At 67.7% G+C, this 25,226-nt stretch carries 23 protein-coding genes; 10 read left to right on the forward strand and 13 right to left on the reverse strand.

What is annotated here, in order from left to right; all coding sequences use genetic code 11:
• Positions 1-58: 58 nt before the first annotated feature.
• Complete coding sequence (locus ACZLZQ_RS07345; RefSeq protein ID WP_472948790.1) at positions 59-2,164, reverse strand: GumC family protein; 2,106 nt, start codon at positions 2,162-2,164, stop codon at positions 59-61.
• Between the two features lie 286 nt (positions 2,165-2,450).
• Positions 2,451-3,098, reverse strand: coding sequence for a 5,6-dimethylbenzimidazole synthase (gene bluB, locus ACZLZQ_RS07350; RefSeq protein WP_472933668.1), 648 nt, complete (start codon positions 3,096-3,098; stop codon positions 2,451-2,453).
• Between the two features lie 322 nt (positions 3,099-3,420).
• Here bluB and ACZLZQ_RS07355 point away from each other — a divergent pair, with 322 nt between their 5' ends.
• The 3 genes from ACZLZQ_RS07355 to ACZLZQ_RS07365 all read left to right on the forward strand — a co-directional run bounded on the left by ACZLZQ_RS07355 (position 3,421) and on the right by ACZLZQ_RS07365 (position 4,596).
• Positions 3,421-3,915, forward strand: a complete 495-nt coding sequence (locus ACZLZQ_RS07355) for a DUF3597 domain-containing protein (RefSeq protein WP_472948791.1) — start codon at positions 3,421-3,423, stop codon at positions 3,913-3,915.
• Between the two features lie 93 nt (positions 3,916-4,008).
• On the forward strand, positions 4,009-4,263 hold the full coding sequence (locus tag ACZLZQ_RS07360; RefSeq protein WP_472948792.1) for a hypothetical protein: 255 nt from the start codon (positions 4,009-4,011) through the stop codon (positions 4,261-4,263).
• A 3-nt stretch (positions 4,264-4,266) separates the two neighbouring features.
• Complete coding sequence (locus ACZLZQ_RS07365; RefSeq protein ID WP_472948794.1) at positions 4,267-4,596, forward strand: hypothetical protein; 330 nt, start codon at positions 4,267-4,269, stop codon at positions 4,594-4,596.
• Between the two features lie 143 nt (positions 4,597-4,739).
• Here ACZLZQ_RS07365 and ACZLZQ_RS07370 read toward each other — a convergent pair whose 3' ends face one another.
• Complete coding sequence (locus tag ACZLZQ_RS07370) at positions 4,740-4,934, reverse strand: hypothetical protein (RefSeq protein WP_472933664.1); 195 nt, start codon at positions 4,932-4,934, stop codon at positions 4,740-4,742.
• Positions 4,935-5,024: 90 nt separating this feature from the next.
• Here ACZLZQ_RS07370 and ACZLZQ_RS07375 point away from each other — a divergent pair, with 90 nt between their 5' ends.
• On the forward strand, positions 5,025-5,204 hold the full coding sequence (locus ACZLZQ_RS07375) for a DUF2934 domain-containing protein (protein WP_472933663.1): 180 nt from the start codon (positions 5,025-5,027) through the stop codon (positions 5,202-5,204).
• A 126-nt stretch (positions 5,205-5,330) separates the two neighbouring features.
• Here the strand turns inward: ACZLZQ_RS07375 and ACZLZQ_RS07380 are convergent, their stop codons facing one another.
• The 6 genes from ACZLZQ_RS07380 to ACZLZQ_RS07405 form a co-directional block, all read right to left on the reverse strand.
• Entirely contained in the window at positions 5,331-6,371 is a 1,041-nt protein-coding gene (locus tag ACZLZQ_RS07380) for an ABC transporter substrate-binding protein (protein ID WP_472948795.1), read from the reverse strand.
• Positions 6,372-6,424: 53 nt separating this feature from the next.
• A complete protein-coding gene (locus tag ACZLZQ_RS07385) occupies positions 6,425-7,213 on the reverse strand; it encodes an ABC transporter permease (protein ID WP_472948796.1) in 789 nt (262 codons plus the stop codon).
• On the reverse strand, positions 7,210-8,073 hold the full coding sequence (locus ACZLZQ_RS07390) for an ABC transporter ATP-binding protein (protein WP_472948797.1): 864 nt from the start codon (positions 8,071-8,073) through the stop codon (positions 7,210-7,212). Before ACZLZQ_RS07390 ends, ACZLZQ_RS07385 begins: the two co-directional genes overlap by 4 nt.
• A gap of 117 nt (positions 8,074-8,190) precedes the next feature.
• Positions 8,191-9,174: a hydroxymethylglutaryl-CoA lyase gene (locus tag ACZLZQ_RS07395; RefSeq protein WP_472948798.1), complete on the reverse strand. Its 984-nt coding sequence runs from the start codon at positions 9,172-9,174 to the stop codon at positions 8,191-8,193.
• Entirely contained in the window at positions 9,171-10,418 is a 1,248-nt protein-coding gene (locus tag ACZLZQ_RS07400) for a CaiB/BaiF CoA transferase family protein (protein WP_472948799.1), read from the reverse strand. The genes ACZLZQ_RS07395 and ACZLZQ_RS07400 overlap by 4 nt, the downstream gene beginning before the upstream one ends.
• Positions 10,419-10,501: 83 nt before the next feature.
• Complete coding sequence (locus ACZLZQ_RS07405; RefSeq protein ID WP_472948800.1) at positions 10,502-11,434, reverse strand: LysR family transcriptional regulator; 933 nt, start codon at positions 11,432-11,434, stop codon at positions 10,502-10,504.
• Between the two features lie 611 nt (positions 11,435-12,045).
• Between ACZLZQ_RS07405 and bcsA the strand changes: the two genes are divergently transcribed.
• The 5 genes from bcsA to ACZLZQ_RS07430 all read left to right on the forward strand — a co-directional run bounded on the left by bcsA (position 12,046) and on the right by ACZLZQ_RS07430 (position 20,365).
• On the forward strand, positions 12,046-14,259 hold the full coding sequence (bcsA, locus tag ACZLZQ_RS07410; RefSeq protein WP_472948801.1) for a UDP-forming cellulose synthase catalytic subunit: 2,214 nt from the start codon (positions 12,046-12,048) through the stop codon (positions 14,257-14,259).
• A 14-nt stretch (positions 14,260-14,273) separates the two neighbouring features.
• Positions 14,274-16,631 (forward strand): cellulose biosynthesis cyclic di-GMP-binding regulatory protein BcsB, encoded by a 2,358-nt coding sequence (locus ACZLZQ_RS07415; RefSeq protein WP_472948802.1) that lies wholly within the window; start codon positions 14,274-14,276, stop codon positions 16,629-16,631.
• Complete coding sequence (locus ACZLZQ_RS07420) at positions 16,628-17,695, forward strand: family 8 glycosyl hydrolase (protein WP_472948803.1); 1,068 nt, start codon at positions 16,628-16,630, stop codon at positions 17,693-17,695. Before ACZLZQ_RS07415 ends, ACZLZQ_RS07420 begins: the two co-directional genes overlap by 4 nt.
• A complete protein-coding gene (locus ACZLZQ_RS07425) occupies positions 17,686-19,779 on the forward strand; it encodes a tetratricopeptide repeat protein (RefSeq protein ID WP_472948804.1) in 2,094 nt (697 codons plus the stop codon). The genes ACZLZQ_RS07420 and ACZLZQ_RS07425 overlap by 10 nt, the downstream gene beginning before the upstream one ends.
• 124 nt (positions 19,780-19,903) lie before the next feature.
• On the forward strand, positions 19,904-20,365 hold the full coding sequence (locus tag ACZLZQ_RS07430; protein WP_472933653.1) for a hypothetical protein: 462 nt from the start codon (positions 19,904-19,906) through the stop codon (positions 20,363-20,365).
• Between the two features lie 251 nt (positions 20,366-20,616).
• Here the strand turns inward: ACZLZQ_RS07430 and ACZLZQ_RS07435 are convergent, their stop codons facing one another.
• Positions 20,617-21,330 (reverse strand): L,D-transpeptidase, encoded by a 714-nt coding sequence (locus tag ACZLZQ_RS07435; protein ID WP_472948805.1) that lies wholly within the window; start codon positions 21,328-21,330, stop codon positions 20,617-20,619.
• Between the two features lie 44 nt (positions 21,331-21,374).
• Positions 21,375-22,421 carry an EscU/YscU/HrcU family type III secretion system export apparatus switch protein gene (locus ACZLZQ_RS07440; protein ID WP_472948806.1) on the reverse strand — a complete coding sequence of 349 codons (1,047 nt, stop codon included), beginning with the start codon at positions 22,419-22,421 and terminating at the stop codon, positions 21,375-21,377.
• A gap of 143 nt (positions 22,422-22,564) precedes the next feature.
• Here ACZLZQ_RS07440 and ACZLZQ_RS07445 point away from each other — a divergent pair, with 143 nt between their 5' ends.
• Positions 22,565-23,365 (forward strand): tetratricopeptide repeat protein, encoded by an 801-nt coding sequence (locus tag ACZLZQ_RS07445; protein WP_472948807.1) that lies wholly within the window; start codon positions 22,565-22,567, stop codon positions 23,363-23,365.
• A 20-nt stretch (positions 23,366-23,385) separates the two neighbouring features.
• Here the strand turns inward: ACZLZQ_RS07445 and ACZLZQ_RS07450 are convergent, their stop codons facing one another.
• Positions 23,386-23,814: a hypothetical protein gene (locus ACZLZQ_RS07450; RefSeq protein WP_472948808.1), complete on the reverse strand. Its 429-nt coding sequence runs from the start codon at positions 23,812-23,814 to the stop codon at positions 23,386-23,388.
• A gap of 19 nt (positions 23,815-23,833) precedes the next feature.
• On the reverse strand, positions 23,834-25,174 hold the full coding sequence (locus tag ACZLZQ_RS07455) for a type II and III secretion system protein family protein (protein WP_472933648.1): 1,341 nt from the start codon (positions 25,172-25,174) through the stop codon (positions 23,834-23,836).
• Between the last annotated feature and the right edge of the window lie 52 nt (positions 25,175-25,226).

Here is a 25,226-nt window from a genome sequence, read left to right on the forward strand (position 1 = left end):
GCTCCCGGCCGGCGGCAGGTGGCTCCGCGGCGGGAAAGGGCGGGCCGCCGGCGTCATCTCAGACGAGCGACGCCGGCTTGATCAACAGCGTCGCCGATATCCGCCGGCCGAGCGTCGAGAGGACGTCCGCCGCCATCGTCACCTCCTCGCGGCGCGTGGCGCCGAGCCGCGCGACGAACACCACCTCGTCGGCGCCGCCGGCGATCGGCAAGGCGCCGAGATCTTCGGTGATGACGCAGCCGTCGATGAGCACGAGGTCGAACCGGCTGCAGGCTTCCGCGAGCACGCGTTCGAACCCGTTGCCGCCGCCACCGGGGATCACGCCCTGGCCGCGGCCGAGCACGGCAAGGCCCGTCGCGTGATCGATGGTGATCGCCGAGGCCAGCGACTGCTCGCCGCGCAGGATCTCCAGCAGCCCCGGCGATTGCGGGTTCGACAGCTCGACCGAGCTGCCGTCGATGAACAGCACGCGCTTCGACAGCCGCAGCGCGATCGTCGCCAGCATCAGCACGATGGTGACGCGCTCCTCGTTCTCGCCGTCGCCCGAAGTGAGGAAGATGCTGCGGCCGCCGCCGGACGCGCCTTGCAGCAGCTGCAGCGCGCGGGCCATCGCGACGTCCGTTTCGCGGTGGAACGAGCGCCGGGCTTGCGAGCGCGGCCAGGGCCAGCGGCGGCGGGGAGCCCGGTCGAGCGAGATCAGCCCGAGTTCGGACGCCCCTGAAATGCGGCGCATGTCGATGCGCGAGACGATGGTCGGCGCGCGGTATTCCGCCAGCAGCGCGGCGAAGACGCCGAGGCCAAGGCCCGCGGCGGCCGCTGCGACGACGAACAGCGTCGTCTTCGGCCAGCTCTTGTCGAGCGGCGGCAAGGCCCAGGAGATCACCCTCGCATTGGTGGAATCGATGCCGGACTGGTCTCCGGTCTCCTGCGCGCGCTGCGAGAACGAGGCATAGACCGTGCGGTTGACGTCGAGGTCGCGTTCCAGCGCCCGCATGCCGATCAGCAGCTGGTCGCTCTCGGCCTTCTTCACCTTGGCGGCGGCGAGGGCGTCGGCGAGCGACTTTTCGTAGGCGAGCGCCCGCGCATAGTCGTTCGAGCTCGACCGCTTCAGCCGCGCCAGCTCGCCGGCGATCAGCTGCCGAAGGTCCGACACCTGCAGAGCGGCGTTGCGCAGCGACGGATGCCGTGGGCCGAACTGACGCTGCAGGGCGGACATCTGCTGCACCAGCGTCGCCTCCTGGCTGCGCAGTTGGGAGATGGTCGCCGACGTCATCGCCTCGGCGGTCGCCGCATCGTCGCTGGACCGGCCGATGCGCGTGCGCAGGAGAGCCGTGCTCGCCTCTGCCGCACTCAGCTGCGAGGCGAGGCGCGCCAGTTCCTGGTCGCTGACGAGGAGGTTGTTGGCCTCGACGATGCCGTTCTCGGCCTTGTAGCGCTCGAGCGCACTTTCTGCCTCGCGCACCTTGTCGCGCTGCCTCTCAAGCCCACCCGTCAGCGACTGCGATGCCTCGACCGCCGCGTCGGTGCGCGCTTGCGCCTGGTCCGCGAGATAGCTTTTCAGAATGGCGTTGACGATCTCGGCGGCCTTGTCCGGATCGCGGGCGGTCATCGCGACATCGATGACGAAGACCTTGTCGGCGCGCTGGATGCCGAGCTTCTGGCGGATCGCCCGCAGCACGATGGCGCTCGCCTCGCCTTTCGGCGCCGCGGCGGGCGGCAGGCCGAGGAGGCTGCGCAGCCTGCCGCCGAGCGAGGCGATGGTGCTGGGGCGGACGCCGAACTCGTCGTCCTCCTCGAGGTTCAGCATCTCGATGGCGCGCAGGAGGACGCCCGAGGATTCCAGCACCTTGGTCTGGCTTTCGACCTGCGCCACGCCGCCATCGGGCGACATCGCCGCCGGGTTGACGTCGTTGGCGACGACCACGCGGTCGCGCGGGTCGATCAGGATCTGTCCGTGGGCGGAATACTGCGCTGGCGTCAGCAGGCCATAGGCGGCCGCCAGGGCGACGAGGACGGCAGCGACGGCTGCGACCAGCAGGCGACGGCGCCAGATGATCCACCAGATGTCGGCGACCTCGACGGAGGCGTCCGGCGCCTCGCGCGGGCGCGGCAAGGCCGACATGGGAAGCGCCGGTTCACTTTGGGTCAGGGCAGAACGCGTCATGACATTCCGACCGGTAACCGCCGCGGCGCATTTCGGGCGGACGCCATGCTACACCTCTGCCGCGGAAAAGGACGAACAGGCTCGACCTTAGTATCCCTAGGTTAACATTCTGCACAAACCCGGGCCGAGCGCCATGCCCGGCAGGCTCTACGATCGAGTGTTTGACGTAGCCGGCGCTTATTTGTCGACCGGCGTCGACTCTTCTGCCTCCACTCCATTGAAGCGCCCCGAAGCTTGGGCCTTTCGTCGAGGGCCAGGCCTAGCTGGCGGGAGTTCCCAGCGACAATCACCGTTTGAAAATGCGGCTGGCCACAGGCTGCCGGGCCTCCCAGCCTTCGGTCTCAAGTTCGGGAATGTCGGCAGGGCGCCGGGGATAACCGAGGCAGAAATAGCCGATCAGCGTCCAGCCTTCTGGCACGTCGAGCGTCGCAGCGACGGCGCGGGGGTCGAGGATCGAGACCCAGCCGAGGCCGATGCCGACGGCGCGCGCGGCGAGCCACAGCGTATGCGCCGCCATCGCCGCGGAGTAGCGGATCGTTTCCGGCATGGTCGCCTTGCCGAGGCCGGCGCCCTGGCGCGTCGTTTCCTCGGCGAAGATCGCGAGGTGGCACGGCGCCTGGCTCAGCCCTTCGAGCTTCAGCCGGGCGTAGAGGCTTGCCTGTCCGCCGTCGTACTCGGCCAGCGCGGCGGCGTTGCACGCCTCGAAGTTTTCCCGGATGGCGGTCCGGCGCGCGGCGTCGTCCACCAGCACAAAGCGCCAAGGCTGGCTGAGGCCGACCGAGGGCGCGAGATCCGCAAGTTCCAGCAGGCGCACGAGGATCTCCGGTGCCACCTTGTCCGGCCGGAAATGACGGACGTCGCGACGCCACCGCAGGAGGAGTTCGATCTGCGCAAGGAACGCCTCGTCGAAGATCGGTCCGCCGTCATCCGTCACGCTTTTGCCCGCCTCACAAAATCTTCTCGCGCCGTCAGAGCATATCTCGCCGCCCGGGTCCCGCGGAATCCGGTGCGGCGGCGCTGGTATCCGCCTTGTTGCGGCCGCCGGCCGGGTAAGCCGCACGCTGTCATCTCGATCCTCGCCGTCCCGGAAGAGGCAGGGAGATGGACCGACCCGGCGGACAGGTCAGACGTCGCTATCTCGCCCGCGAGACTGGAGCACGGCAGGGCGAAGTCTCGACGGTTTTGCCGAGATGGGGCGGAACGGGGGCGGTTGGCTGCCGTTCAGACTGCACCCTCAAACGGACGGACATTTTACAATGAGCATTTTCGACAAGATCAAGAACGCCCTGTTCCACCGCCATGCAGAGGCTGCTGCGACCCCGGCTGCCGCAACGCCCCCGACGGCAGGAGCAGCACCTGCCCCGACACAGGCCGTCTCGCCGTCGTCGCCGAACGCGCCGACGAGCGTCGTTGCCGAAGCTGCTCCGACGCCCGCACCCGCCGTGGGCGCACCTTCGACGCCGGCGGCCTCTGCGCCCGCCGCAGCGCCGGCGGACGTCGACGTTGCCGCCATCATGGATGCCGCGGTGAAGAAGTCCGGCCAGACGCTGAACTGGCGCACCTCGATCGTCGACACGCTCAAGGCGCTGGGCCTCGACAGCGACATCGCCGCCCGCAAGGAGCTGGCGAAGGAGCTCAACTACACCGGCGACACCGGCGACAGCGCCACGATGAATGTCTGGCTGCAGAAGGCGGTCATGAAAAAGCTTTCAGAGAACGGCGGCAAGGTGCCCGCCGACCTGATGGACTGAGCCTCGGGGTCCGCCTCGGCGGACCCTCTTCAACAGGCATCAGCGGCTACCGCTCATGCCGCAACCGACCCGACCACCGCGAAAGTGACCGAGATGTCCCAGACTGATCACTCCGACAAGGCGTTGTCGATCCTGACCTTTGCTGCCTACCACGCGCTGTCGAGCGGCGAGACCGTCGGTCAAGTCGTTATCGACGACGGCAACGGTCATGTCGCCGATCCCGACGGCCTGAGCGAACTCGCAGACGCGGATCTTATCGAGATCGATGGGACGAGGGCCCGCTTCACGAGCGCCGGCGAAGCCAAGCTCGCTTCTGTCATCGCCGCGATCCGCGCGGCAAAGGGCTGACCCATGCCCGATTATCCCGGCACGCCGGACGGGCGATACTTCGTCGTCCGCGGCCGGCTCTGGCGCTGCAGCAATCCCGGTCTTGCGCCAGAGCACCGACAGGATCTGGTCAACGACCTGATGAAGGCGCGCCGCGCCGTTAGGGATGCCAAGGGAAACGCTGCAGCCGTTGCTGCTGCGCGCCAACATGTGGACGAGGCCAAGACGGCCCTCGGCGAGCGTGGGCCGGTGTGGTGGGCGGATGGGGCGCCCGATTACAACCGGCACATGGTGAAGAATACCCCCTATGCCGACTGGTTTGCGGCGCTCACTCCCTCTGCGATAGCGGCGTGAGCCGCTGTTCTGGCGGCCAAGCCGACGCAGCGAATTGACCGTTGCCCAGGGGGAGGATGCTGGTCTCGTTTGTTGGCAGAAGCCGATGCCTCCTCGCGGTCCGGCGTGCCGGTGCCGCGAAGATAGTGAAGTCGTAGCGTTTTCTAGAGGCTTGGAAAGAATTTGCCGAGATCGACCGGAGACACGCCGTCGGGCGTCTCCATCACGGCAAAGCGGCCGTCTGGGTCGTCTTTCCACTGGGCGATGTTTTCCTCGGTGATGGTGAGGGTCAGATCCCCGAAACTCGCCGGACCGGGCGTCTCGGTGGAGGCTACGTCTTTCCAACTGACAGTCGACATTGAGCCTCGTCCTTGCTGCGCTAATTCAACAGCTTAACACCGCGAGCCGGTTAAGGCTCCGGTCGGAACGTAGTAATTGGGATGGTGATGATGACGATTGATAACACCCCGAAAGTTCGCGACAGGGCGTACCACCTCTGGGAGGAGGCCGGCAGGCCGCAGGGCCGTGAGCATGAGTTTTGGGCGCATGCCGCGCAGGAGATCGAGGGCGAGAGCGACCTGCAGCACCGGACTTCGGATGGCAACCCCGCCGGTGGCGAGCGGCGCTAGTCCAACCGGTGATCTGAAGGGCTCGGCCCGCAAGGGGAGTTCAAGGCTTTACCGCCGGTGCCCATCAAGGCGCCGGCGGTCTCACGCGGTTGGTGGCGGCTGCGAAAGTGCTTCGGCCTTTGGCCTTCAGCCTTTCGCCGCCTTCACAAAGCGGTCGTCGAAGGTCTGTGCGAACGTCAACTCGGCATTGCCGAACTCGGCCGGCTCCAGCGTCTTCAGCATGGCCAGCATGGAGGTGAAGCCGTCTTCGGTGATCAGGCCATCGGGCGAATACATCGGCCGGGCCTTCTCGAACGCGGTTTTGTAGAATTCGCGGTCGCCGAAGAGATAGTCCTCAGGGACGGTGTCCGCGACCTCGTCGGGCGTCGCCGACTGCAGCCAGGCCAGCGACTTCAGGAAGGCATTGACGATGCGCTGCGTCGTCACCGGGTTCGCCTCGACGAAGTCGTGTCGGAGGTAGACGGTCGCTGCCGGGTTGGTGCCGCCGAACAGCTGGCGGGTGCCTTCTTCGGTCCGCGTATCGATCAGCGGCACGATGGCGCCGTCAGCCTCGAGCCGCGACGTCACGGGATCGAGGTGCGACAAGCCGGCGATCTCACCGCGCTTGACCGCGGCCACTGCGCTGGTGCCGCCGCCGATGCCGACGATCGAGACGTCGTCTGGCTTCAAGCCGGCCTTGACCAGCGCGTATTGAAGCATCAGGGCAGTGGAGGAGCCCGGCGCCGTGACGCCCATGGCGCGTCCCTTCAGGTCGGCGATCGACTTGATCTCGCCGGCGAGCTCCTTGCGGATGGCGATGGTGATGCCGGGAAAGCGGCCGAGGTCGGCGACGGCGCGGATGTCCTGGCTGCGGTGCTGCATGCGCAGCGTGTGCTCGTAGGCACCGGTGACGACATCGACCGATCCGCCGACCAGCGCCTGCAAGGATTTTGCCCCGCCGCCGAAATCATTGATCGCGACCGTTAGGCCTTGCTCCTCGAAGAAGCCACGCCGCTCGGCGATCGTCAGCGGCAGATAGTAGAGCAGCGGCTTGCCGCCGACGCCGAGCGTCAGCGAGGGCTTTTCGATCGTGGCGCCGGCATCCTGCGCGTAGGCAGGCAGCCGGGCGGACAGGGCGGCGAAGGCCGCGGCGCTGGCGCCGGCGGCCAGGAATTCTCTGCGTTTCATGTTGAAAGCCCCTCCCAAGGCCATGTTTTAGTTCTGGATCGAACGGCGATAGCTCAGCTGGTCGACACCTGCGCCTGCGGGCGCCAGACCAGCAGCCGGTCCTCGACCACCGTCACAAGCGCATCGATCACCAGCACGAAGCCCATCAGCACGAACATGCCGGCAAAGACGCCGGTGACGTCGAACACGCCCTCGGCCTGCTGGATGAGGTAGCCGAGGCCCGCCGAAGAGCCGAGATACTCGCCGACCACCGCACCGACCATGGCAAAGCCGACCGCCGTGTGCAGCGACGAGAACATCCAGGACAGGGCGGAGGGCAGATAGACGTGGCGCAGCAGCTGGCGCTCCGTCATGCCAAGCATGCGGGCGTTCGACAGCACTGTCTGGTTCACCTCCTTCACGCCCTGGTAGACGTTGAAGAACACGATGAAGAAGACGAGGGTGACCCCGAGCGCGACCTTCGACCAGATCCCGAGACCGAGCCAGAGCGCGAAGATCGGCGCGAGAACCACGCGCGGCAAGGCGTTGGCTGCCTTCACATAGGGGTCGAAGACCATCGCGAGGAGCGGCTTTCGGACGAACCAGAAGCCGATCGCGACGCCGCCGAGCGAGCCGATGGCAAAGGCCAGCGTCGACTCCGCCAGCGTGATGCCGAGGTGATACCAGATCGATCCGGAGACGAACCACTCGACGATGCGCACGCCGACGTCGATCGGCGTGGCAAAGAAAAAGCGGGCATCGGCAGGGTTGCCGAAGAGGCTCGTCGCCGTGAACAGGTGCCAGACCAGCAGCACCGCCACGCCCACCGAGATCTGCAGCAGAAGAAGGATCGGCCTCGTCATGCCGGCAGTCCGTTTGTCTGGCGATAGCCCTTCACGACCTCTTCCTTCAAGGCGTTCCAGATCTCGCGGTGGATGTCGTGGAAGAGCGGGTCGAGACGCACATCGGCGATCTCGCGCGGCCGGCTGATCGGGATCTCGTAGTCGCCGATGATGCGCGCCCGCGGACCCGCCGACATGATGACGACGCGGTCGGAGAGCGCTATGGCTTCCTCGAGGTCGTGCGTCACGAACATCACCGCCTTGCGCTCCGCCGACCAGAGGTCGAGCAGCAGCCCGCCCATGATGACGCGCGTCTGCGCGTCGAGGGGGCCGAAAGGCTCGTCCATCAAGAGGATGCGCGGGTTGCGGATCAGCACCTGGGCAAGCCCGACGCGCTTGCGCTGTCCGCCCGAGAGCATATGCGGATAGCGGTCCGCAAAGGCCGAAAGACCGACACGGGCCAGCCATTCGCGCGCGCGTTCCTCGGCCTCGCGCTTCGCGGTCCCCGCGATGGCGAGCGGAATCGCCACATTGTCGAGCACCGTCTTCCAGGGCATCAGGGCGTCCTGCTGGAAGAGATAGCCGGCCTCGCCGTTGAGGCCGGAAAGGCCTTGCCCATAGATTTTCACGGCGCCGGCGGAGGGTTTTAGCAAGCCCGCCGCGGCGTTGAGCAGCGTGGACTTACCGCAGCCGGTCGGGCCGACGACGGCGACGAACTCGCCTTCGCGCACTTCGAGATCGGTCGGAGCGACCGCCTCGAAGCGGCTGCCATTGGCGAGCCTGAACGCGATCTCGACCTGCGACAGGCCGATCGCCTGCGGCCGACCTGGCGCCGCGGCTGCGGCCGAGCGTACGCGTATCGTGTCGGCGGTGCTTAGCATGCCGCCGAACTCCGCAATTTTTCGAGATGCCACGGCCTCCCGGCGCGTGACGCGTAGAAATAATTCATCGCCGTCCTCCCGACGTCGTCAGATGTTCAGCCTAGATGATCGTCGGGCTTAAGGAACATGCGTTTGGGCGGAACGCGCGTTTCCCACCGGAGAATGCTCAGGCGGCGCAGGCCTCGGGCCGCGAGCGCAGCGCAGCGCATCGCGCACCCGTCCGCCGGCCTGGGCGCCCGGCAGCCGGGCAGCGTCCTCGGCAACGCGACGCAAGGCCTCGATATCGACCCCCGTCGAGACGCCCATCCGTTCGAACATCCAGGCGACATCTTCGGTCGCGACATTGCCCGTCGCCCCCGGCGCGAACGGACAGCCGCCGAGCCCGCCGGCAGCGGCATCGAAGACGCGCACGCCTTCCTCATAGGCGGCAAAGACGTTGGCAAGGCCCAGCCCATAGGTGTCGTGGCCATGCATGGCCCAGTGCCGGACGCCGGGAAAGCGGGCCATGGCCTCGCCGAACAGGCGGCGCATCATGTCCGGCGATGCGCGTCCCGTCGTGTCGCAGAGGCAGATCTCGGCATCCGGGCTCACCGGCACCAGCCGGTCGAGAAGCGCCAGCACCGCCGCCGGATCAACGCGGCCGTCGAACGGGCAGTCGAAGGCGGTGGCAAGACTGAGCCGCAGCGGCACCTCGGGCGGCACGCGGGCCGCGAGACGCTCGTAGTCCTGCGCGGACTCGGTCGGCGACCGCCGCACATTGTTGCGGTTGTGGGCTTCGGAAACCGACAGCACGTAGGCGATCATCGGCGCGCCGGCGGCGAGCGCATCCGTGCCGCGCCGCTCGGTCGGCACCAGAAGCTGTGGCAGGAGGCTTGCTGTGCCGCGCACCGCGCCGAGCACCGCCGGCGTGTCCGCCATCTGCGGCACGGCCGAAGCGCTGACGAAGGACCCGATCTCCATCCGGCGCAAGCCCGCCGCGTTGAGGCGCCGGACAAAGTCGACCTTCACGCTGGTCTCGATGAACGGGCCGATCGGCTGGAAACCGTCGCGCGGCGCGACTTCCACGATCTCCACGTCGGTCTTGCGGTCGAGAAGGTTCATCGCACCACGCCTTGCTCTCTCAGTTCCTGGATCTCGCTGGCGCCGAAACCGGCCTCGCCGAGCACCTCGTCGGTATGTGCGCCGATCGCCGGGCCGGTCCAGCGCACGGTGCCGGGCGCCTCGGGAACGTGCGGCACGATGCCGGCCTGCAGGACCTTGCCGATCAGCGGGTCCTCCACCTCGCGCACCATGCCGCGCGCGCGGTACTGCTCGTCGCCGGCGATCTCGGCGGCATTGAAGCAGAGTGTCGAGGGAATGTCGGCCTCGCGCAGGATCCGGTCGGCCTCGGCGGCATCGAAGCCGCGCGACCAGTCCGCGATGATGCCGTCGAGCCGCTCGACATGCCGCAAGCGACCGGGATTGCCGGCAAAGTCCGGATCGTCGGCGAGTTCGGGGCGGCCGATCGTCCGGGCGAAGCGCCGGAACAGCGGGTCCGAGTTCGCCGCGATTAGCAGCCATTTGCCGTCGCGGGTCGGATAGGCGTTGGTCGGCGCCGCGGTCTTGATCCGCGACCCCTGCGGCTGGCGCACCGTGCCGAACACGCCGTATTCGGGCAGCGTGCCCTCCATCATCGAGAGCATCGCCTCGGTCAGCGCGACGTCGAGCGTGAACGGGCCCGGCTCCCCGCCGGCGCGGTCGCGCTGCCAGAGCGCGGCCATGACACCGAAAGCGGCATAGAGGCCGGCGATCGAGTCGCCTATCGAGATGCCGACGCGGGACGGCGGCAGGTCGGTCTCCTCCGGCGGGTGGTTGGTGAGGTAGCGCAGCCCGCCCATCGCCTCGCCGATGACCCCGAAGGAGGCGCGGTCGCGATAGGGGCCGTCCTGGCCGAAACCGGAAATGCGGGCGATCACGAGGTTCGGGCGGGCTTCGCGCAGGACCGCTTCGCCAAGGCCCAGCCGGTCGAGCTGCCCCGGGCGAAAATTCTCGACCAGCGCGTCCGCGCTGCCTGCGAGCCGGAGGACGACGCTGCGCGCGCCGGGATGCTTGAGGTCCAGCGACATGCACCGCTTGTTGCGCGCGTGCATCGACCACCAGGGCGACTGGCCGTTGGCTTGCTCGCCCCATTGCCGGACCGGGTCGCCACCCGGCGGCTCGATCTTGATGACGTCGGCGCCGAGGTCGGCCAGCAGCCGCGTCGCGAAGGGGGCGGCGACGAAATGGCCGAGCTCCAGGATTTTGAGCCCCGCAAGGGGGCCGGTTGCCGCCGTGGACGGCGTGCTCTCATGGTTCGATGCGGTCATGGCTGCTCTCTCCCGTCGCACCCGGTCGGCATGGTGAGCGTCATCTTCCGCGCGGAGCGGGGGAGGGGTCCAGTCGTCTCCGGTCAACCGTCGTTCGCGGCCTGCGAACTGCCGCGCTGGATAAGGTGCGCGCGCAGGAGGCGTGTCGCCTCCGGCAGGCCGGCGGGATCGCGCGAGACGAGCTTCAGCTCGCGCGACGTCCAGGGGTCGGACAGCGGGATTGCCACGAGGTCCATGCCCCGGGCCACCACAGCGAAGGCCCGGTCCGGAATGAGCCCGACGCCGAGGCCGCTCTCCACCATGCGCAGGACGGCGTCGAAGCCGGGCACGTGGATGCGCAGCTTCACGTCCCGCCCGGCATGCGCCGCCTCGACCGCCGAGCGGCGGTAGATCGCGCTGTCCTGGTGCAAGCCGATGTGCTCGTAGTCGAGCGTCTCGAGAAAGCCGACGCGGGCGCGGCCGGCGAGCGGATGGTCGCGCCGGACGGCCAGCACCAGCCGATCGCGCCGGTAGGGAGCCGCCACCAGGTCGCGGCTGTCGACGGTGGAGACGCAGAGGCCGATGTCGCCCACGCCCTCCTCGATGCCCTTCACCACGGCGTAGCTGGTGCGCTCTTCCAGCTCGATGCGCACGCGCCCGTTCGCTTGGTAGAAGTCGGAGAGGTCCTCGGGCAGAAACTGCACGATCGACGAGATGTTGGCGAGGATGCGGACATGGCCGAGAAGGCCTTGTGCATGGTCGGCAAGTTCTGCCGCCATCTTGTCGACCGAGCGCAGGATCGAGCGCGCATGGTGCAGCAAGGTCTCGCCCGACGCCGTCACCGTCATGCCGCGGGCATGGCGCTGGAAGAGTTCGCTCCCGAGCGTCGCCTCGAGCTCCGCCACGCGCTTGGAAAGCGCCGACGGCGCGATGCCGGCCCGCTCGGCGGCCCGCGTCAGGTGCTCCTCCTCGCAGACCGTCACGAAGAGCTGCAGCGTGACGAGATCGATACGCCGAGCCAGGGAGGATGAGATCATGGGCGGTTCACAGGCCATACTCGGTGCTCCCTGCTTGTGCGTCGCGCGGACGGAGAGAGCAAGGGGCGAGCGCCGATCCGCGCATCGGGGAGGAAGGGAGCCGGCCCTTTCGGCGAAGCGCGCGAACTGGCCTGCCGCCGGCCAGATGGCGCCGGAGGCCGGCCTGCTGCGGCGTCGGCGCAGGCCCGGCGGCGCGGCAGGGCGGCGACCAGAAGACATCGGGCTTGGTCCTCTGATCGACAAGCCGCCTCCCGTCTCCGCTTCCGTATCCATCCGCGCAGTATCGGCTTCTGCTGTTTCCGCACTAACGAGAAGGTGTATTGGTCGATGGTTTCGCCAGGTGGGAGTAAATATATAACGGCAAGTTCTCTATCAATCGAAATCCCGATTAAAAATACAAAGCTTCCCATATCAAAACACATGTTCTTAAGCTGACAAAAGACAAGAATTAAAATTTGAATGACCTTAATACATTAACCTTCCGCCAAATTTGGGAGAAAGGTAGCGCGTTTTCATTTGCCTGATAGCGATCCAAGATGCTCAGTAGCCAGATACCGAACGGACCTTTCGAGGCCGCGGGAAAAAGCTGCAATCTTGATGAGGTGGATGACATGCGCGTCGTGCTGCTCGGAATTCTATGGCTTGCTTCGGCCCTCGTCGGCCTGTTGCTGATCACGCAGCCGGTCAGTGTCCAGGCGCAGCTCGGCATCGCGCTTTCCGCTATTGCCATCTGTCTGACGATCTATCTCCTCCGGCTGCGCGGGCCCTGGCGCTATGTCTTCCTGGCGACGGCAACCGCGGTCATCCTGCGCTATGCCTACTGGCGAACGACGTCGACCTTGCCGTCGCCGGACCACCTGCTCTACTTCGTCCCGGCGGTGCTCCTCTACGTCGCGGAGATGTACTGCCTGCTGATGCTGGCGATGAGCCTCTTCGTCATCGCCGATCCGATCGAGCGGCCGCGCGCCCGGCAGTTGCGCGACGACGAGCTGCCGACCGTCGACATCTTCGTTCCTTCCTATAACGAGGGCGCCGACATCCTGTCGCTGACGCTCGCCTCCGCCAAGGCGCTGGATTATCCGGCGGACAAATTCAACGTCTATCTGCTCGACGATGGCGGCACCGACCAGAAGCGCAATTCGCGCGATCCGGCGGTGTCGGGTGCCGCCCACCGCCGCCGTGCCGAGCTGACCGAGCTCTGCCGCCAACTCGGCGTCCACTATCGAACCCGCGCCGCCAACTTGCGCGCCAAGGCCGGCAACCTCAACAGCGGGCTGTCGGGCACCAGCGGCGACCTCGTCGTCGTGTTCGACGCCGACCATGCGCCGGCCCGCGAATTCCTGCGCGAGACCGTCGGCTACTTCGTCGACGAGGCCAAGCTCTTCCTCGTCCAGACGCCGCACTTCTTCTCCAACCCCGATCCGCTCGAGCGCAACCTCGGCACGTTCGACCGGATGCCGTCGGAGAACGAGATGTTCTACGGCACCATCCAGAAGGGCCTGGACAAGTGGAACGCCGCCTTCTTCTGCGGTTCGGCGGCGGTGCTGCGCCGTGCCGCGCTGGAAGAGGTCGGGGGCTTCTCCGGCGTCTCGATCACCGAGGACTGCGAGACCGCGCTCGACCTGCATTCGCGCGGCTGGAAGAGCCTTTACGTCAACCGCCCGATGATCTCCGGCCTGCAGCTCGATACCTTCTCCAGCTTCATCGGCCAGCGCTCCCGCTGGTGTCGCGGCATGATCCAGATCCTGCTCTTGAAAAACCCGCTGCTGCGCAAGGGTCTCAGCCTGCCGCAGCGCATCTGCTACCTCTCCAGCGCGCTGTTCTGGTTCTTCCCGTTCATGCGCATGGTGTTCATGGCGGCGCCGCTCCTGTTCATCCTCTTCAACCTCAAGATCTACGACGCCTCGGTCGAAGAGTTCGTCGCCTACACCATCACCTACCTCGTCATCGGCGAGATCCTGCGCAACTACCTCTTCGGACAGGTGCGCTGGCCCTGGGTGTCCGAGGTCTACGAGTACGTCCAGTCGGTCTACCTGTTCCGGGCGATCATCAGCGTGCTGATCAACCCGCGCCGCCCGACCTTCACCGTGACGGCCAAGGGTGAGACGCTGCAGGAAACGCGGCTCTCCGAGCTTGCCTGGCCCTATTTCGCGATCGTCGGCGTGCTGCTCTTCGCGCTCGGCGTCACCGTCTACCGCTACAACACGGAGCCACAGGTTGGCGGCCTGCTGCTCGTGGTCGGCGCCTGGAACGTCTTGAACCTCTTCGTCGCCGCCGCCGCACTCGGTGTCGTCACGGAACGCCGCGAGCGCCGGACGTCGCCCCGCCTCGTCTGCCTGCGCGACGCCGTGCTGGTGATCGACGGCATCGAGACGCCGGTCCTCGTCGACGACATCTCGCTCGGCGGTGCCAAAGTCGTCGCAGCGCCCGGACTGGCGGTCCCCTTCGGCGGCTCGCAGCAAAGCCTGATGGTGCTGTCGGCGCGCGACGGCGGCGTCTTTGGCAGCATTCCGGTGACGGTCCAGGACAATGCCGGCGACGGCGTCATCGGCCTGCGCTTCGATGCGCAAGCCGAGCACTATCCGATCATCGCCGAACTGATGCTGGCCGACATCGGCGCGGTCCGGGCGCAGCGCTCGGCCCGCCAGCGGCGGCAAGGCATCATCGCGGGAACACTCGGCTTGCTGAAATGGAGCCTTCTCTACCCGCTGGTCGCCACCCATCACCTGATCTTCGACCGCGATGTCCCGGCGCAGGACGCCGATCCCGTCGCGCCTGAAAAGCTGGAGCCGGGCAAGAACCCGCTCGCCACGCCGCTTGCCTGACCTTGGAGAGTGAGATGTCCCGTTATTCTTCGTACTTGAGCAAGAGCCTGGCCGGTCTGTCGCTCGTCGCCCTGACAGCGGTGGCCCTCTCGGACGCAGAGGCCGGCGCCCCGTTCGCTATCGCGGGGCCAGCTGCCGTCACCCCCGCCGCGCCGGTTTCGACCGGACGGCTGGCGACGCTGTCCAGCAGTGCAGAACAGCTGATGATCACCGGCGAGAATGCGACGCGCCAGTTTGCGGTCTTCGTGCGGCCCGGCGAGACCACGAAAGCGTCGAAGATCTCTCTGTCGTACCAGAGCACGGTGTCGATCATGCCGGAGTCCTCGTCGCTGCAGGTCTTCGTCAACGACCGCCTGGTGGCCGAGACCCGCCTGGGGCTCGGCGGCGTCCGCAGCCTGACGGCCGACCTCTCGCCCGGCACCTTGCAGCCCGGCTTCAACCAGGTCCGCATCGTCGTCGATCAGCATCACCGCGTCGACTGCTCCATCGCCGGCACCTATGAGCTTTGGACGGCGATCGACCCGGCGCAGAGCGGCTTCCTGTTCGACGGCGACATCGGGCCGGTCTCGGCGATCGAGGACCTTCCCGCCCTCGCTCGGCTCGATACCGACGGCGTCACGCGGATCCACGGCGTGCTGCCGGAAGGTGCGACGTCGAAGGATATCGAGCGGACCTTGTCGGCGGTCCAGTCGGCCGTGCTGCTCGGCGGCTTCCGCCACCCCTCGGTCGATTTCGGGACAAGCGCCGACGGCGCGGCGCTCGCTGTCGAGGTCGGCATCGACGCCAACCGCCCTGTCGGCAACACCACCATTCCGGCCGTCAGCTTCGAGCCGGGGGCCGCCGGGGGCCCCCCCCGCCTGATCGTCACCGGCACCAGCCCGGACGAGATCGACCGGGGCGTCGCAGGTCTTGCGGCCGCCTCGCAAAGCCACGCGCCGGTCGGCACGCCCGAAGGCCTGCAGGCCCTGCGCGATGCCGGCGGACGGCTGCTCACGGGCGGGGAGGTGGTGACACTGCACGATCTCGGCCTTGCCGACCGGCAGTTCGCCGGCCGGTTCTTCCGCGACAGCGTGCGCTTCCGGCTCCCGGCGGATTTCTACCCGGCCGATTATGCCGAGGGCAGCCTGACGCTGGATGCGAGCTATGCCGCCGGTCTCGACCGGCATGCGCAGCTGGTGATCCGGGCCAATGACCGCGTCATCTCCACTATTCCGCTGAGCTCGAGCAAGCGCGGCCTCATCGATCGACAGAAGATGCGGCTGCCGCTTAGCGCCCTGCAGCCGGGCAGCAACGTCCTGACGTTTGAAGCAATCGTCTCGAACGAAAGCGATGCCGCCTGCGACCCGGCTGCGCAGGCGAACCCGCCGACACGGCTGTTCGTCTCCGGCACCTCCGCGCTGACCTTGCCCGTGCTCGCGCGGGTCGGCCACACCCCGGATCTCGCCGCGATGGCGATGGGCGGCAGCAACGGATCGCCCGATCTGTCGCTGCTCGTCGAGGACCTCTCGCCGAAGAGCCTTGGCACCGCGGCGACCTTCACCGCCAAGCTCTCCGCTTCGTCCGGCAAGACCTTCGACACGCATGTCCTCACCGCGATGCCGCGCGAGGCGACCGGCAATCTCGTAGCTTTCGGTACCTTTGCCGGCCTGCCGCGGGAATTGCTGCAGACCGTTCGCCTGGCGCCCGCCGGCCTCGAAAGGAAGGCTGCGCGCGATGGCCTTCTTGTTTCTCCCGCGGATGCAGCGGAGACCGGCAACGGCTGGAAGCTCCTGTTCAAGGGCGGCGCCGATGAGCCGGCGGCGCGCGGGGCCTCCCCTGCGCCCTCCGACGAGACCAAATTCGATCGTTTCCTCCCGGCCTCCTCCGGTAGCGAAGGCCTCGCCGACACGCTGATGTCGATGGGGTCGGCTGCGGCCGACGGCTTCTTCGACTTGATCGGCTTCCAGCAGAACCGGGGCTCCGACACCGTCGATCCCGCAAACTTCTTCCAGCCGGCCGCGGACACGTCGCTGGTGGTCGCCCAGGGATCGGCGCCAGAGCAGCGGGGTGCCGCCTGGACGGTCGTCGCGGCCCGGGATGCGGCGACCCTGTCGGAGGATGTCGGCTTGCTGACGTCCACGGGCCGCTGGGATCGGCTGGCCGGCGCCGTGACCAGCATGAGCGGCGAAGGCAAGGTCATGACGAGCGTTGCCGCCCGCGACGAAGAGCTGTTCGAGACCCAGGCGACCTCGCTCGCCAATGGTCGCCTCGTCATCGCCGGCTGGTTCTCGCGCCATTCCGAAAGCTACATCGTGGCGCTGCTGCTCGCGTGCCTGGCGCTCGGGCTGACCACCAACCTGTTCCTGCGCAACATCGGCGAGAAGCGCCGGTGAGGGCGTTGATTGCGGCAATGGCGACCGTGCTTCTGGTCCTTGGAGGGCCGGCATCGGCGAACGACGCACCGCTGGCGGTGCAGCCGGAGGACTATGTCGTCGGCTCCTGGGAGCTCTACCGCGCCAAGTTCGTCACCGAGGAGGGCCGCATCACCGACGACGACAATGGCATGATCAGCCACAGCGAGGGACAAGGCTACGGACTTCTCTTCGCCGCGGCCGCAGGCGACCGCCCGTCGTTCGACCGGATCTGGAAGTGGACCGAGACGGAGCTCTTGGTGCGCGACGACGCGCTGGCCGCCTGGCGCTGGGATCCCAACGCCTCTCCGCATGTCACCGACAGGAACGACGCGACGGACGGCGACCTTCTGATCGCCTGGGCGCTGCTGCGCGCCTCGGAACGGTGGGGCGTCAGCGCCTTTCGGCGCGAGGCCCGCTCGATCGTCGACGATGTCGTCGACCTCGCGGTCATCGACAGCCGCTACAGCAAGATCCTTTTGCCGGCCGTGGCAGGCTTCGACGCGGCCGCGCAGCCGGACGGCCCGGTGGTCAATCTGTCCTATTGGGTGTTTCCGGCGATCGAAGAACTCAGCGCCATCTCGCCGAAACTCGCGAAGGCCAAACTCCTGGAGAGCGGCCTCGCCCTCACGAAAGCCGCCCGTTTCGGACCGGCGGCCTTGCCGAGCGACTGGATCGCGCTTGGCGGCGGCACCGCGGCGCCGGCGAAGAACTTCCCCGCCCAGTATGCCTACAACGCGGTGCGCGTGCCGCTCTACCTTGCCTGGACTTCACGCGTTGACGACGCCTTGCTGATGCCCTTCGCCGACGCCTGGACGGCGACCGGCACGATCGCCCCGCGCGTCGTCGACGTCGCCAATGGCGAGACCGTCAACCCGATGGTTGGACCCGGCTATCTCGCCATCGCCGACCTGATGGCCTGCAGCCTGAAGCGCCAGGCGCATGCGGCGGCCGCCGCGGCCTTCGTGCCGACCAGCTACTACCCCAGCACTCTCCATATCCTGAGCCTGATGGCGCTTTCGGAAAGGTATCCGCAATGTTTGTGAGGAAGACGCTTCTTCTCGCCTCGATCGCCGCCATCGGCGTCTCGGTCGCCGCCATCGGCGTCTCGGTCGCCACGGCGCAGCAGGCCGGGAGCAACAGCCAGATCGCGGGGCTCGCCCTGTCGGATCCCTTCAGCGCGCCGCCGCTGCCGCCCGTCGCCGTCGCCGCGCCGGCCGCGCAGTCCGATGCCGCGGCGCTGGCTTTCGGCGCCGCGCCGGCGCCCGGCGCCGCCGCCTTCTTGCCGGCACCCAGCCTCGGGGCTGCGCCGAGCCCTGGTCTCCCAACGCCCGTCGCCATCGCGCCGGCACCGGTCCCCGTGGCGAAGGGCTTTGCCATCGGCACCGCGCCCCCGCCGGCCGCCGCAACGCCCATGGCCAACCCCTTCGCTCCGGTCCGCGCGGCGACAACGCCCGCCACCAGCGGCGGCGCCGGGGACGCTCCCGCCGCCGCCTCGGCCAATGATGCCGACGATACCGCGCTTCGCTATTACGCCGCGCAGCGCGATCTCGTTCGGGTCGGGGCGGAAATCCGGCGGCTGAAGACCCTCTACCCGAACTGGGCCCCGCCGAGCGATCTCTTCGCCCCGCGCGGCGGCGCCGACGAGCAGCCCTTATGGGCGCTGTTCGCCAAGGGCGAGTTTGCTGCGATCGAGGCCGAGATCGAGCGGATCAAGATGGAAAAGCCTGGTTGGGCGCCGACCGACGACCTCGCGCAGAAGCTCGCGGATGGCAAGGCCCGTCAGGCGGTGGCGCGCGCTGCCGCCGCCGGCGACTGGGCGGGGGCGATCGCGGTGGCGCAGTCGCGTCCAAGCCTTCTCGTCTGCAGCAGCATCGACGTTCTCTGGACCGTCGGCGAAAGCTTCGCGCGGATGTCCGACATGGCCCGCGCCTACGATCTCTACGCCTATGTTCTGGCCAATTGCGACGGCGCGCCGGAGCGCCTCGCCACGTTCCAGAAGGCCAGCGCCTTGCTGCCGGCGGAAGGCGTCACCGCGCTCCTGTCCTATTCGCGGGTTCTGCCGAACGGCCAAGGCGAGTTCGACAGCCTGCGCTTCGACAGCCTGCGCCAGCGCATGGGGGAGATCAGCTCCGGCAAGACGGCGCAGCTTCCGCCCACCGAGGAACTGCAGGCCTATGCCGACTACGTCCGCCGCTCCCGCTCGGCGTCCGACATGGGACTGATCGGCTGGTACTTCTTCGGGCAGGAGAACTGGCAGCGGGCGGCGGAGTGGTTCCAGGCCGGCATGGCGGCAGGTGGCGACGCCAAGCTGACCGAAGGCTACATCTTGGCGCTGCGCAATGGCGACCATGTTGCTGAGGCGCAGGACATCGCGGCAGAGAACTACAGAAACTCGCCCGAGATCGCTAAGATCTACGTCGAGATGGTGGCCGACGACCTGACGGCCGACGACGGCGCGAAGAAGATGCCGGACGCGGCGGTGGAACGCTTCGAGAGGGTCGTCGAGGACCTGCAGTCGCCGCTGGGGGCACAGTCGCTCGGCTGGCATCTCGTCTATGCCAAGGACTATCAAGGCGCCCGGGAATGGTTCCAGCGCTCGGTCGACTGGAAACCGACGCAGGAAGCCGTGATCGGCCTTGCCGTCGTCGCGACGCGGCTGAAGCAGCCAAGCGAACTGAAGAAGATCAAGGCAGCGTACGCGGCGGACTTCCCGGCCGTCGCCGAGTTCAAGGACGCCGTCAGGCAAGCCTCGCGAACGGCATCCTCGGCGAAGAATGGACGGTCTTCCGCCGCGAGCGGTCGCGGCGGCGGCAAGGAACGCAGCGGGACCGGCGACCCGCTGATGGCGGAGGCCAACCGCCTCTACAAAGAGGGCGACTTCCAGGGCACCCTGCAAGCGCTCGACCAGCGAGAGGCCCGCAACGGCAAGGAATATGGCGCCGAACTCCTGCGCGGCTGGGCCAACCACCGGCTCGGCCGTTGGACGGAAGCGCGAAAGGTCTTCCTCGCTCAGGACAAGCAGCGCTCCACCAAGGATACCCGCTTCGGCATCGGCGCGACCAGCAATTCGCAGTACCGGATGTGGTCCGACAGCGAGAACAAATGCAAGGTCTGGTCGAAATGCTAAAGCGGAGAATAAAACATCAGCTGGCTGACGGAAGACCCGTTTGCTGGGGGCAGCCACTTCACACGGACGTCACGCGATTGGTTGATAAATCGTTGCGTGTCTTTGCACAGGAAGAAAGAGCCCCATGTCGATCACGCCGCCAGCTGCCGTTGCGACGACCTCTCCCCGGAACGCCGCCGCTTCGGCGTTCGAGCAAAATCTGAACGCGGCGAAGTCCAGCCAGATTCTGGTCGACTACATGAAGCAGAGCGGCAAATCCGCGATCAACGCGGGCGAGTTGACGCGGCTCGCCAACGCCAGCGGCAACGTCCCGTCCGATGTCTCCGCGGCGGCGTCCTACATGACCCGTCACAGCGACGTCTTCACCGCGATCGAAACCCACGACGTTGCCGGCAAGGACGGCCTCTCCGGTGTCTGGAACTTCGAATGGGCGGCTGGCGGCGGCCTGCAGAACAGCTCGGTCGAGGCGATGGCGGCCATGACCGACGCCTTCGACCGCGCCATCTCGGCCTCGGCGGAGATCACGGAAGTCACCACGGGCAAGAAGACCGAAATCGACGCCACCAAGCAGCGCCCGCAGAACTAAGGGGCTCGCCGTCCGGAAGGACGCAGAAGCGCGCCTGTGACATCATGGCCGGCTGGCTGCAGCCGGCCCGCGGCCACTGCGTCTTCCAGGCGAGGAAGTCGGTTCACCTCGCAGACCGCATGGTGTCCGCGAAAGCCGCGGGTGACGCCGGGGTGCTGAGCGCTCAGGACTGGCCGTTCCCCCGATCCGAGCGGCACCCCCGCTGTGCCGCCGCCACCGTGCGGCGGCCGGTCGAATACCTTCCTCTCTCGTCAGAAGACGACGACCTTCGCGCCGATCCCGACCCTCGCATAGAGATCGATGACGTCGGTATTGGTCATGCGGAAGCAGCCGGAAGAGCTGGCCTGTCCGACCGATTCCGGCTCGTTGGAGCCGTGAATGCGATAGAGGGTGCTTCCGAGATACAGCGCTCGGGCGCCGAGCGGATTGGCCGGGCCGCCCGCCATGTGCGGCGGCAAGTCGGGACGGCGGGCCAGCATGTCCGCCGGCGGGCGCCATTCCGGCCATGGCCGCTTGGCGCTGACCTTCTCCGTTCCGCGCCAGCCGAAGCCTTCGCGTCCGACGCCAACGGCATAGGACTGCGCCCAACCGCCGCCCTCGACGAAATAAAGACGGCGCGCGGCGGTGTCGATTAGCACCGTTCCCGCCGGCTCGCGGGTATCGTAGGCCACGCGCTGCCGCGACGACACGCCGGACACCGAGGATGCCGGCATTTCCGGCGCACGATCGCCCGCGGCAGCTCTATTGCTGCGGCCGGGATGGAGGAGAAAGCCGACATAGCCATCTCCCACGGCGACGCCGCCATCTTCGGTCAGCGCGGGCGCCGCGATGTCCGCCCCAACGCGGACTGTTTGCGCCACGGCCATCGGTGCCGGCAGAAAGAGGAGCAGACCGAGCGTCGCCGCCAGCGGGCGGGCAAGGCGACAGCGGCGGGCCGGCCGGCGGAGGGCGGAGGAAGACGGCATCGACGGTCCTGGGGAAGGGGAGGAAAAGGACGAAAGGCGGCGCATCAGATCAGCCTTGCGGCGACGAGCAGATCGGCGACTGGCTGGAAGCAGGCTTCCGGCACGGGCTCGCCGGTGCGGGCCGCGCGCGAGATGGCGGTCGCCAGCCCATCGTCGCGCACCACCGGAATGCCGGCAAGCAGCGCCTCGGTGATCATCGTGCGCGCCTGGTCCGGCATGGCGCGGCAGACCAGCATCGGCACCGGCGTCTCGCCGCGGACATAGCGGATGCCGACGGTCCAGCCCTCGGGCGTGCCGATCAGCAGCGAAGCCTGCATCAGGCCGGTCTTGGTCGCGAGCGCCTGCATCTCGCGGCGCTGGCGCTGGCGCTGCTGTCGCACCATCGGGTCGCCGTCGGTATCGCGGGTCTCGCGCTTGCGCTCGGTCTTGGTCATCTTCATGTCGCGGCCGAACAGCCAGTTCTGCAAGAGCACGTCGACGATGCCGACAATGAGGAAGCCCACCACGGCGGTGATCACCAGCGGCTGCAAGATGGAGAAGAAGCTACCGGAGATGCAGGAAGGGCCGCAGGCCGAGGATTGCATCAAGGCTTGCAGGCCGACGCGGAACACGAGGACGAAGGCAGCGCCGAGCGCGACGATCTTGAACAGCGCTTTGAAGAACTCGACGACGCCGCGCATCGAGAAGATCCGCTTGAAGCCGGCGATCGGACTGATGTGCTCGGGGTTCGGGGTGATCGGCTCGACCGAAAACACCAGGCCGCGCATCGCGCCGATATTGGTGAGGATGATGGCGGCGACGCTGACCAGCAGCATGGGCACGCTGAGGTCGACGAGGATCTTCAAGCCGATCGCCACGACCCTCGGCCAGACCTCGGCGAACGGGTCCTCGTAGATCCGCGAGACCAAGCCGATCAGCGCCGCGACCTTGTCCTTCACGTCGCCGCCGACCATGGCGAGGAAGATCGTTGAGGCGAGGATGACGACGCCCGAGACAAGGTCCTGGCTCTTCGAGACCTGGCCTTTCTTGCGGGCGTCGCGGAGCTTCTTGTCGGAGGCCGGAAGGCTTTTCTCTTCGCTCGTCTGGCTCATGCGGCTATCCGCGCCAAAGACCTGGGGGAAAGGAGGTTTTGCCGCAACACGAGCCCTGCCGAATGCCCCGCCAACCGGCGCTTTGCGTTGTCAGCCCTGGCCCGACCGACTAGGAACAGCGGGCGCCACGGGAGAACGACGCGATGAACCTCCGCACTTTGTCTTTGCTTCTCCTCGTCAGCGCCGGCGCTGCCGGCTGCACCACCGCGTCGCACCAGACAGCCGCCGGCAAGGCGCCGAGCGGTGAGGAGGCGCGGCTCGTCCGGCTGGCGGCCGACGTCGAGCGGCGCGGCGACCGCAAGACGGCGCTGGCGCTCTACGAGCGGGCGGTGAAGGTCTCCTCGAACGTTCCCGCCGCCAATGTCCGGCTCGGTAATGCCCGGCTCGCGGCGGGCGAACCGGATTCGGCGGCGAGCGCCTTCCGCGGTGCTCTCGACGCCGAGGCGCAGAACCCGGCGGCCCTCCTCGGCCTCGGCACGGCACAGCTGCGCGCCGGCCAGGTGGAAAGCGCGGCGCGCACGCTCGCCGTCGCGAGCCCCTTGGTGAAGACGCCGTCGGCCTATAACCGGCTGGGCACGGCGCTCGTGCTCACGGGTGACGGCAACGGCGCCTTCAAGGCCTTCAGCGCAGCGTCGAGCCTCGATCCCGGCAATCTCGACACCCGGTCGAACCTCGCGCTCGCCGAGGTTCTGGCCGGCCGCAACGACGAGGCGATCGCCGGCATGCGCCAGGTCACGGCCTCGCCGCGCGCCGAGGCGCGGCATTTCCGCAATCTGATGCTGGTGATGACGCTGGCCGGCCGCGATGCCGATGCTGCCGCCGTCGCCGTGCCGGATTATCCGGAGGCGGAGAAGCGCAAGTTCCTCGCCGATGCCGGCAAGGTGCGCAAGATCAAGGCGCCGGCGGACCGCGCCCGCGCCATCGGCCTCCTCGCCGCCGCCTGAGCGCGCCGCCGGCACCGACATCAATCGGTCGATCCGCGGGTGTCGAGCCCTTCGGGTACCTTCGCGCCGCCGGTTGTCGGCGCGCCGTCGATCACCCGCCGGGCCGCCCGCGCCACCGGCGCTGCCATCGCCGGGCCGCTGCGGCGGCCGTGCAGCAGATCGCTCTCGCGTTCCACCATCATCTGCAGGTTCAAGTTGTTGGCGCAGCCCGGCGGCAGGAACATCGGCTGTTCCGCAACGTCCGGGGTGATGCAGGCGTCCGGCACCAGAGCGCCGCCCTCTGCCGCGGCGCTGACGTCATAGCCCTTGCGCACCACGCGGCTGCGGCCATTGCCGTCATCGAGCCGCGTATAGTTCGGCGAATAGGGCAGCGGATCACGCTGCGGCGTCTCGCACGCCGAGACGGCCAAGACGAGGGCGACGGCGCACAGCGAACGGTACCAGGCCATCACGGACATTCCTTTGGGATCAATCGACATAGAAGCCGAAGCCGGTATTGGTCTTCATGCGGTTGCTGGCGGTCGGACCCGACAGGGCGCCTTTCGGGCTGTCGAGCGGCGTCTTTAGGCTGCGCGCCGCCACCGGCTCGACGAGATAGGGGGTGATGAGGATCACCAGTTCGGTCTCGTTGCGCTGGAAGCGCTTCGACTTGAACAGATTGCCGATCACCGGCATGTCGCCGAGCACCGGCAGCTTCTCGACGTCCTGCGAGGCGTTGCGCTGGAAGAGGCCAGCGATGGCGAAGGTCTGGCCGCTGCCGACCTCCACCGTCGTGTCGGCACGGCGCACCTGCAGCGAGGGGATCGACATGTTGGCGATGCTGACCATGCCGGCGGCCGACAGGCTGCTGACCTCCGGCCGGACCCGCATCGAGATCCGCTCGTTCGGCAGCACCGTCGGCGTGAACAGCAGCGACACGCCGAACTGCTTGTACTCGATGCCGATCTGATCGCCGCTGACCGGCACCGGTATCGGAATTTCACCGCCGGCGAGGAAGCTTGCGGTCTGGCCGGTCAAAGCGGTGATGTTGGGCTCGGCCAGAATGGTGAGGATGCCGTTCGCCTGCAGCGCCTCGAGGAGGACGTCGACGCTGCTGCCGCCGGAGGACAAGCCGCCGCTGATGGCGTTCGAGCCGCCGCCTGCCGCTTCTGCCGCGAGCGCGCCGCCGCTGACGAAACCGAAGGAGAACGAGCCGGCGTTGACGAAGGCGTCCCAGCTGATCCCGTAGCGCATCAGCTGGTTGCGCGACACCTCGGCAAAGCGCACGCGGATGTTGACCTGGCTCGAGCCGGCAATCGTCGTGTTGTTGATCGCCGGAACGCTCGGGGTGGCGTAGGTGTCGAGGACCGCTGCGGTGTCGACGGCCTCCTGGACGTTGGCGACCTGGCCCTTGGCGACCGGGCGGTCGCCGAACAGGGCGATATCGATGGTGCTGTTGGGCTGCAGCGCCTTCTGGCTCTCCTGCACCGGCCGCGGATCGGCGACGACCCAGAAGTCCACCGTGCCGCGGGTGGTCTCGTCCGGGCTCAGCGCCACGAGATTGGTGCGGCCGATTTTTAGCCCGTAGACATAGACGACGCCGGGCGAGACGACGCGGACGTCGGCGACCTTCGCATCGGCGACGAAGACCGATTCCACCGGCTGGTCGAAGCGCAGGATGCGGCCCTGGCCAGCCGGCAGCATGACGGCCTCGCCCGCCTTGCCGTCGACCTTCATGCCTTCTGCCGTCGCCGCCTGTGGCATGAGGGCAATGGCAAAGCACAGGACCGCCACCCGAAGGGCGGTCCACTGGAAGCGGTATTGATTCATGCTGGAAATGTCCCGGCTGCCGTCACGCCGATGGCGCGGAGTTGTCCGATGA

The organism is Mesocryomonas lacus (genome assembly GCF_055730105.2).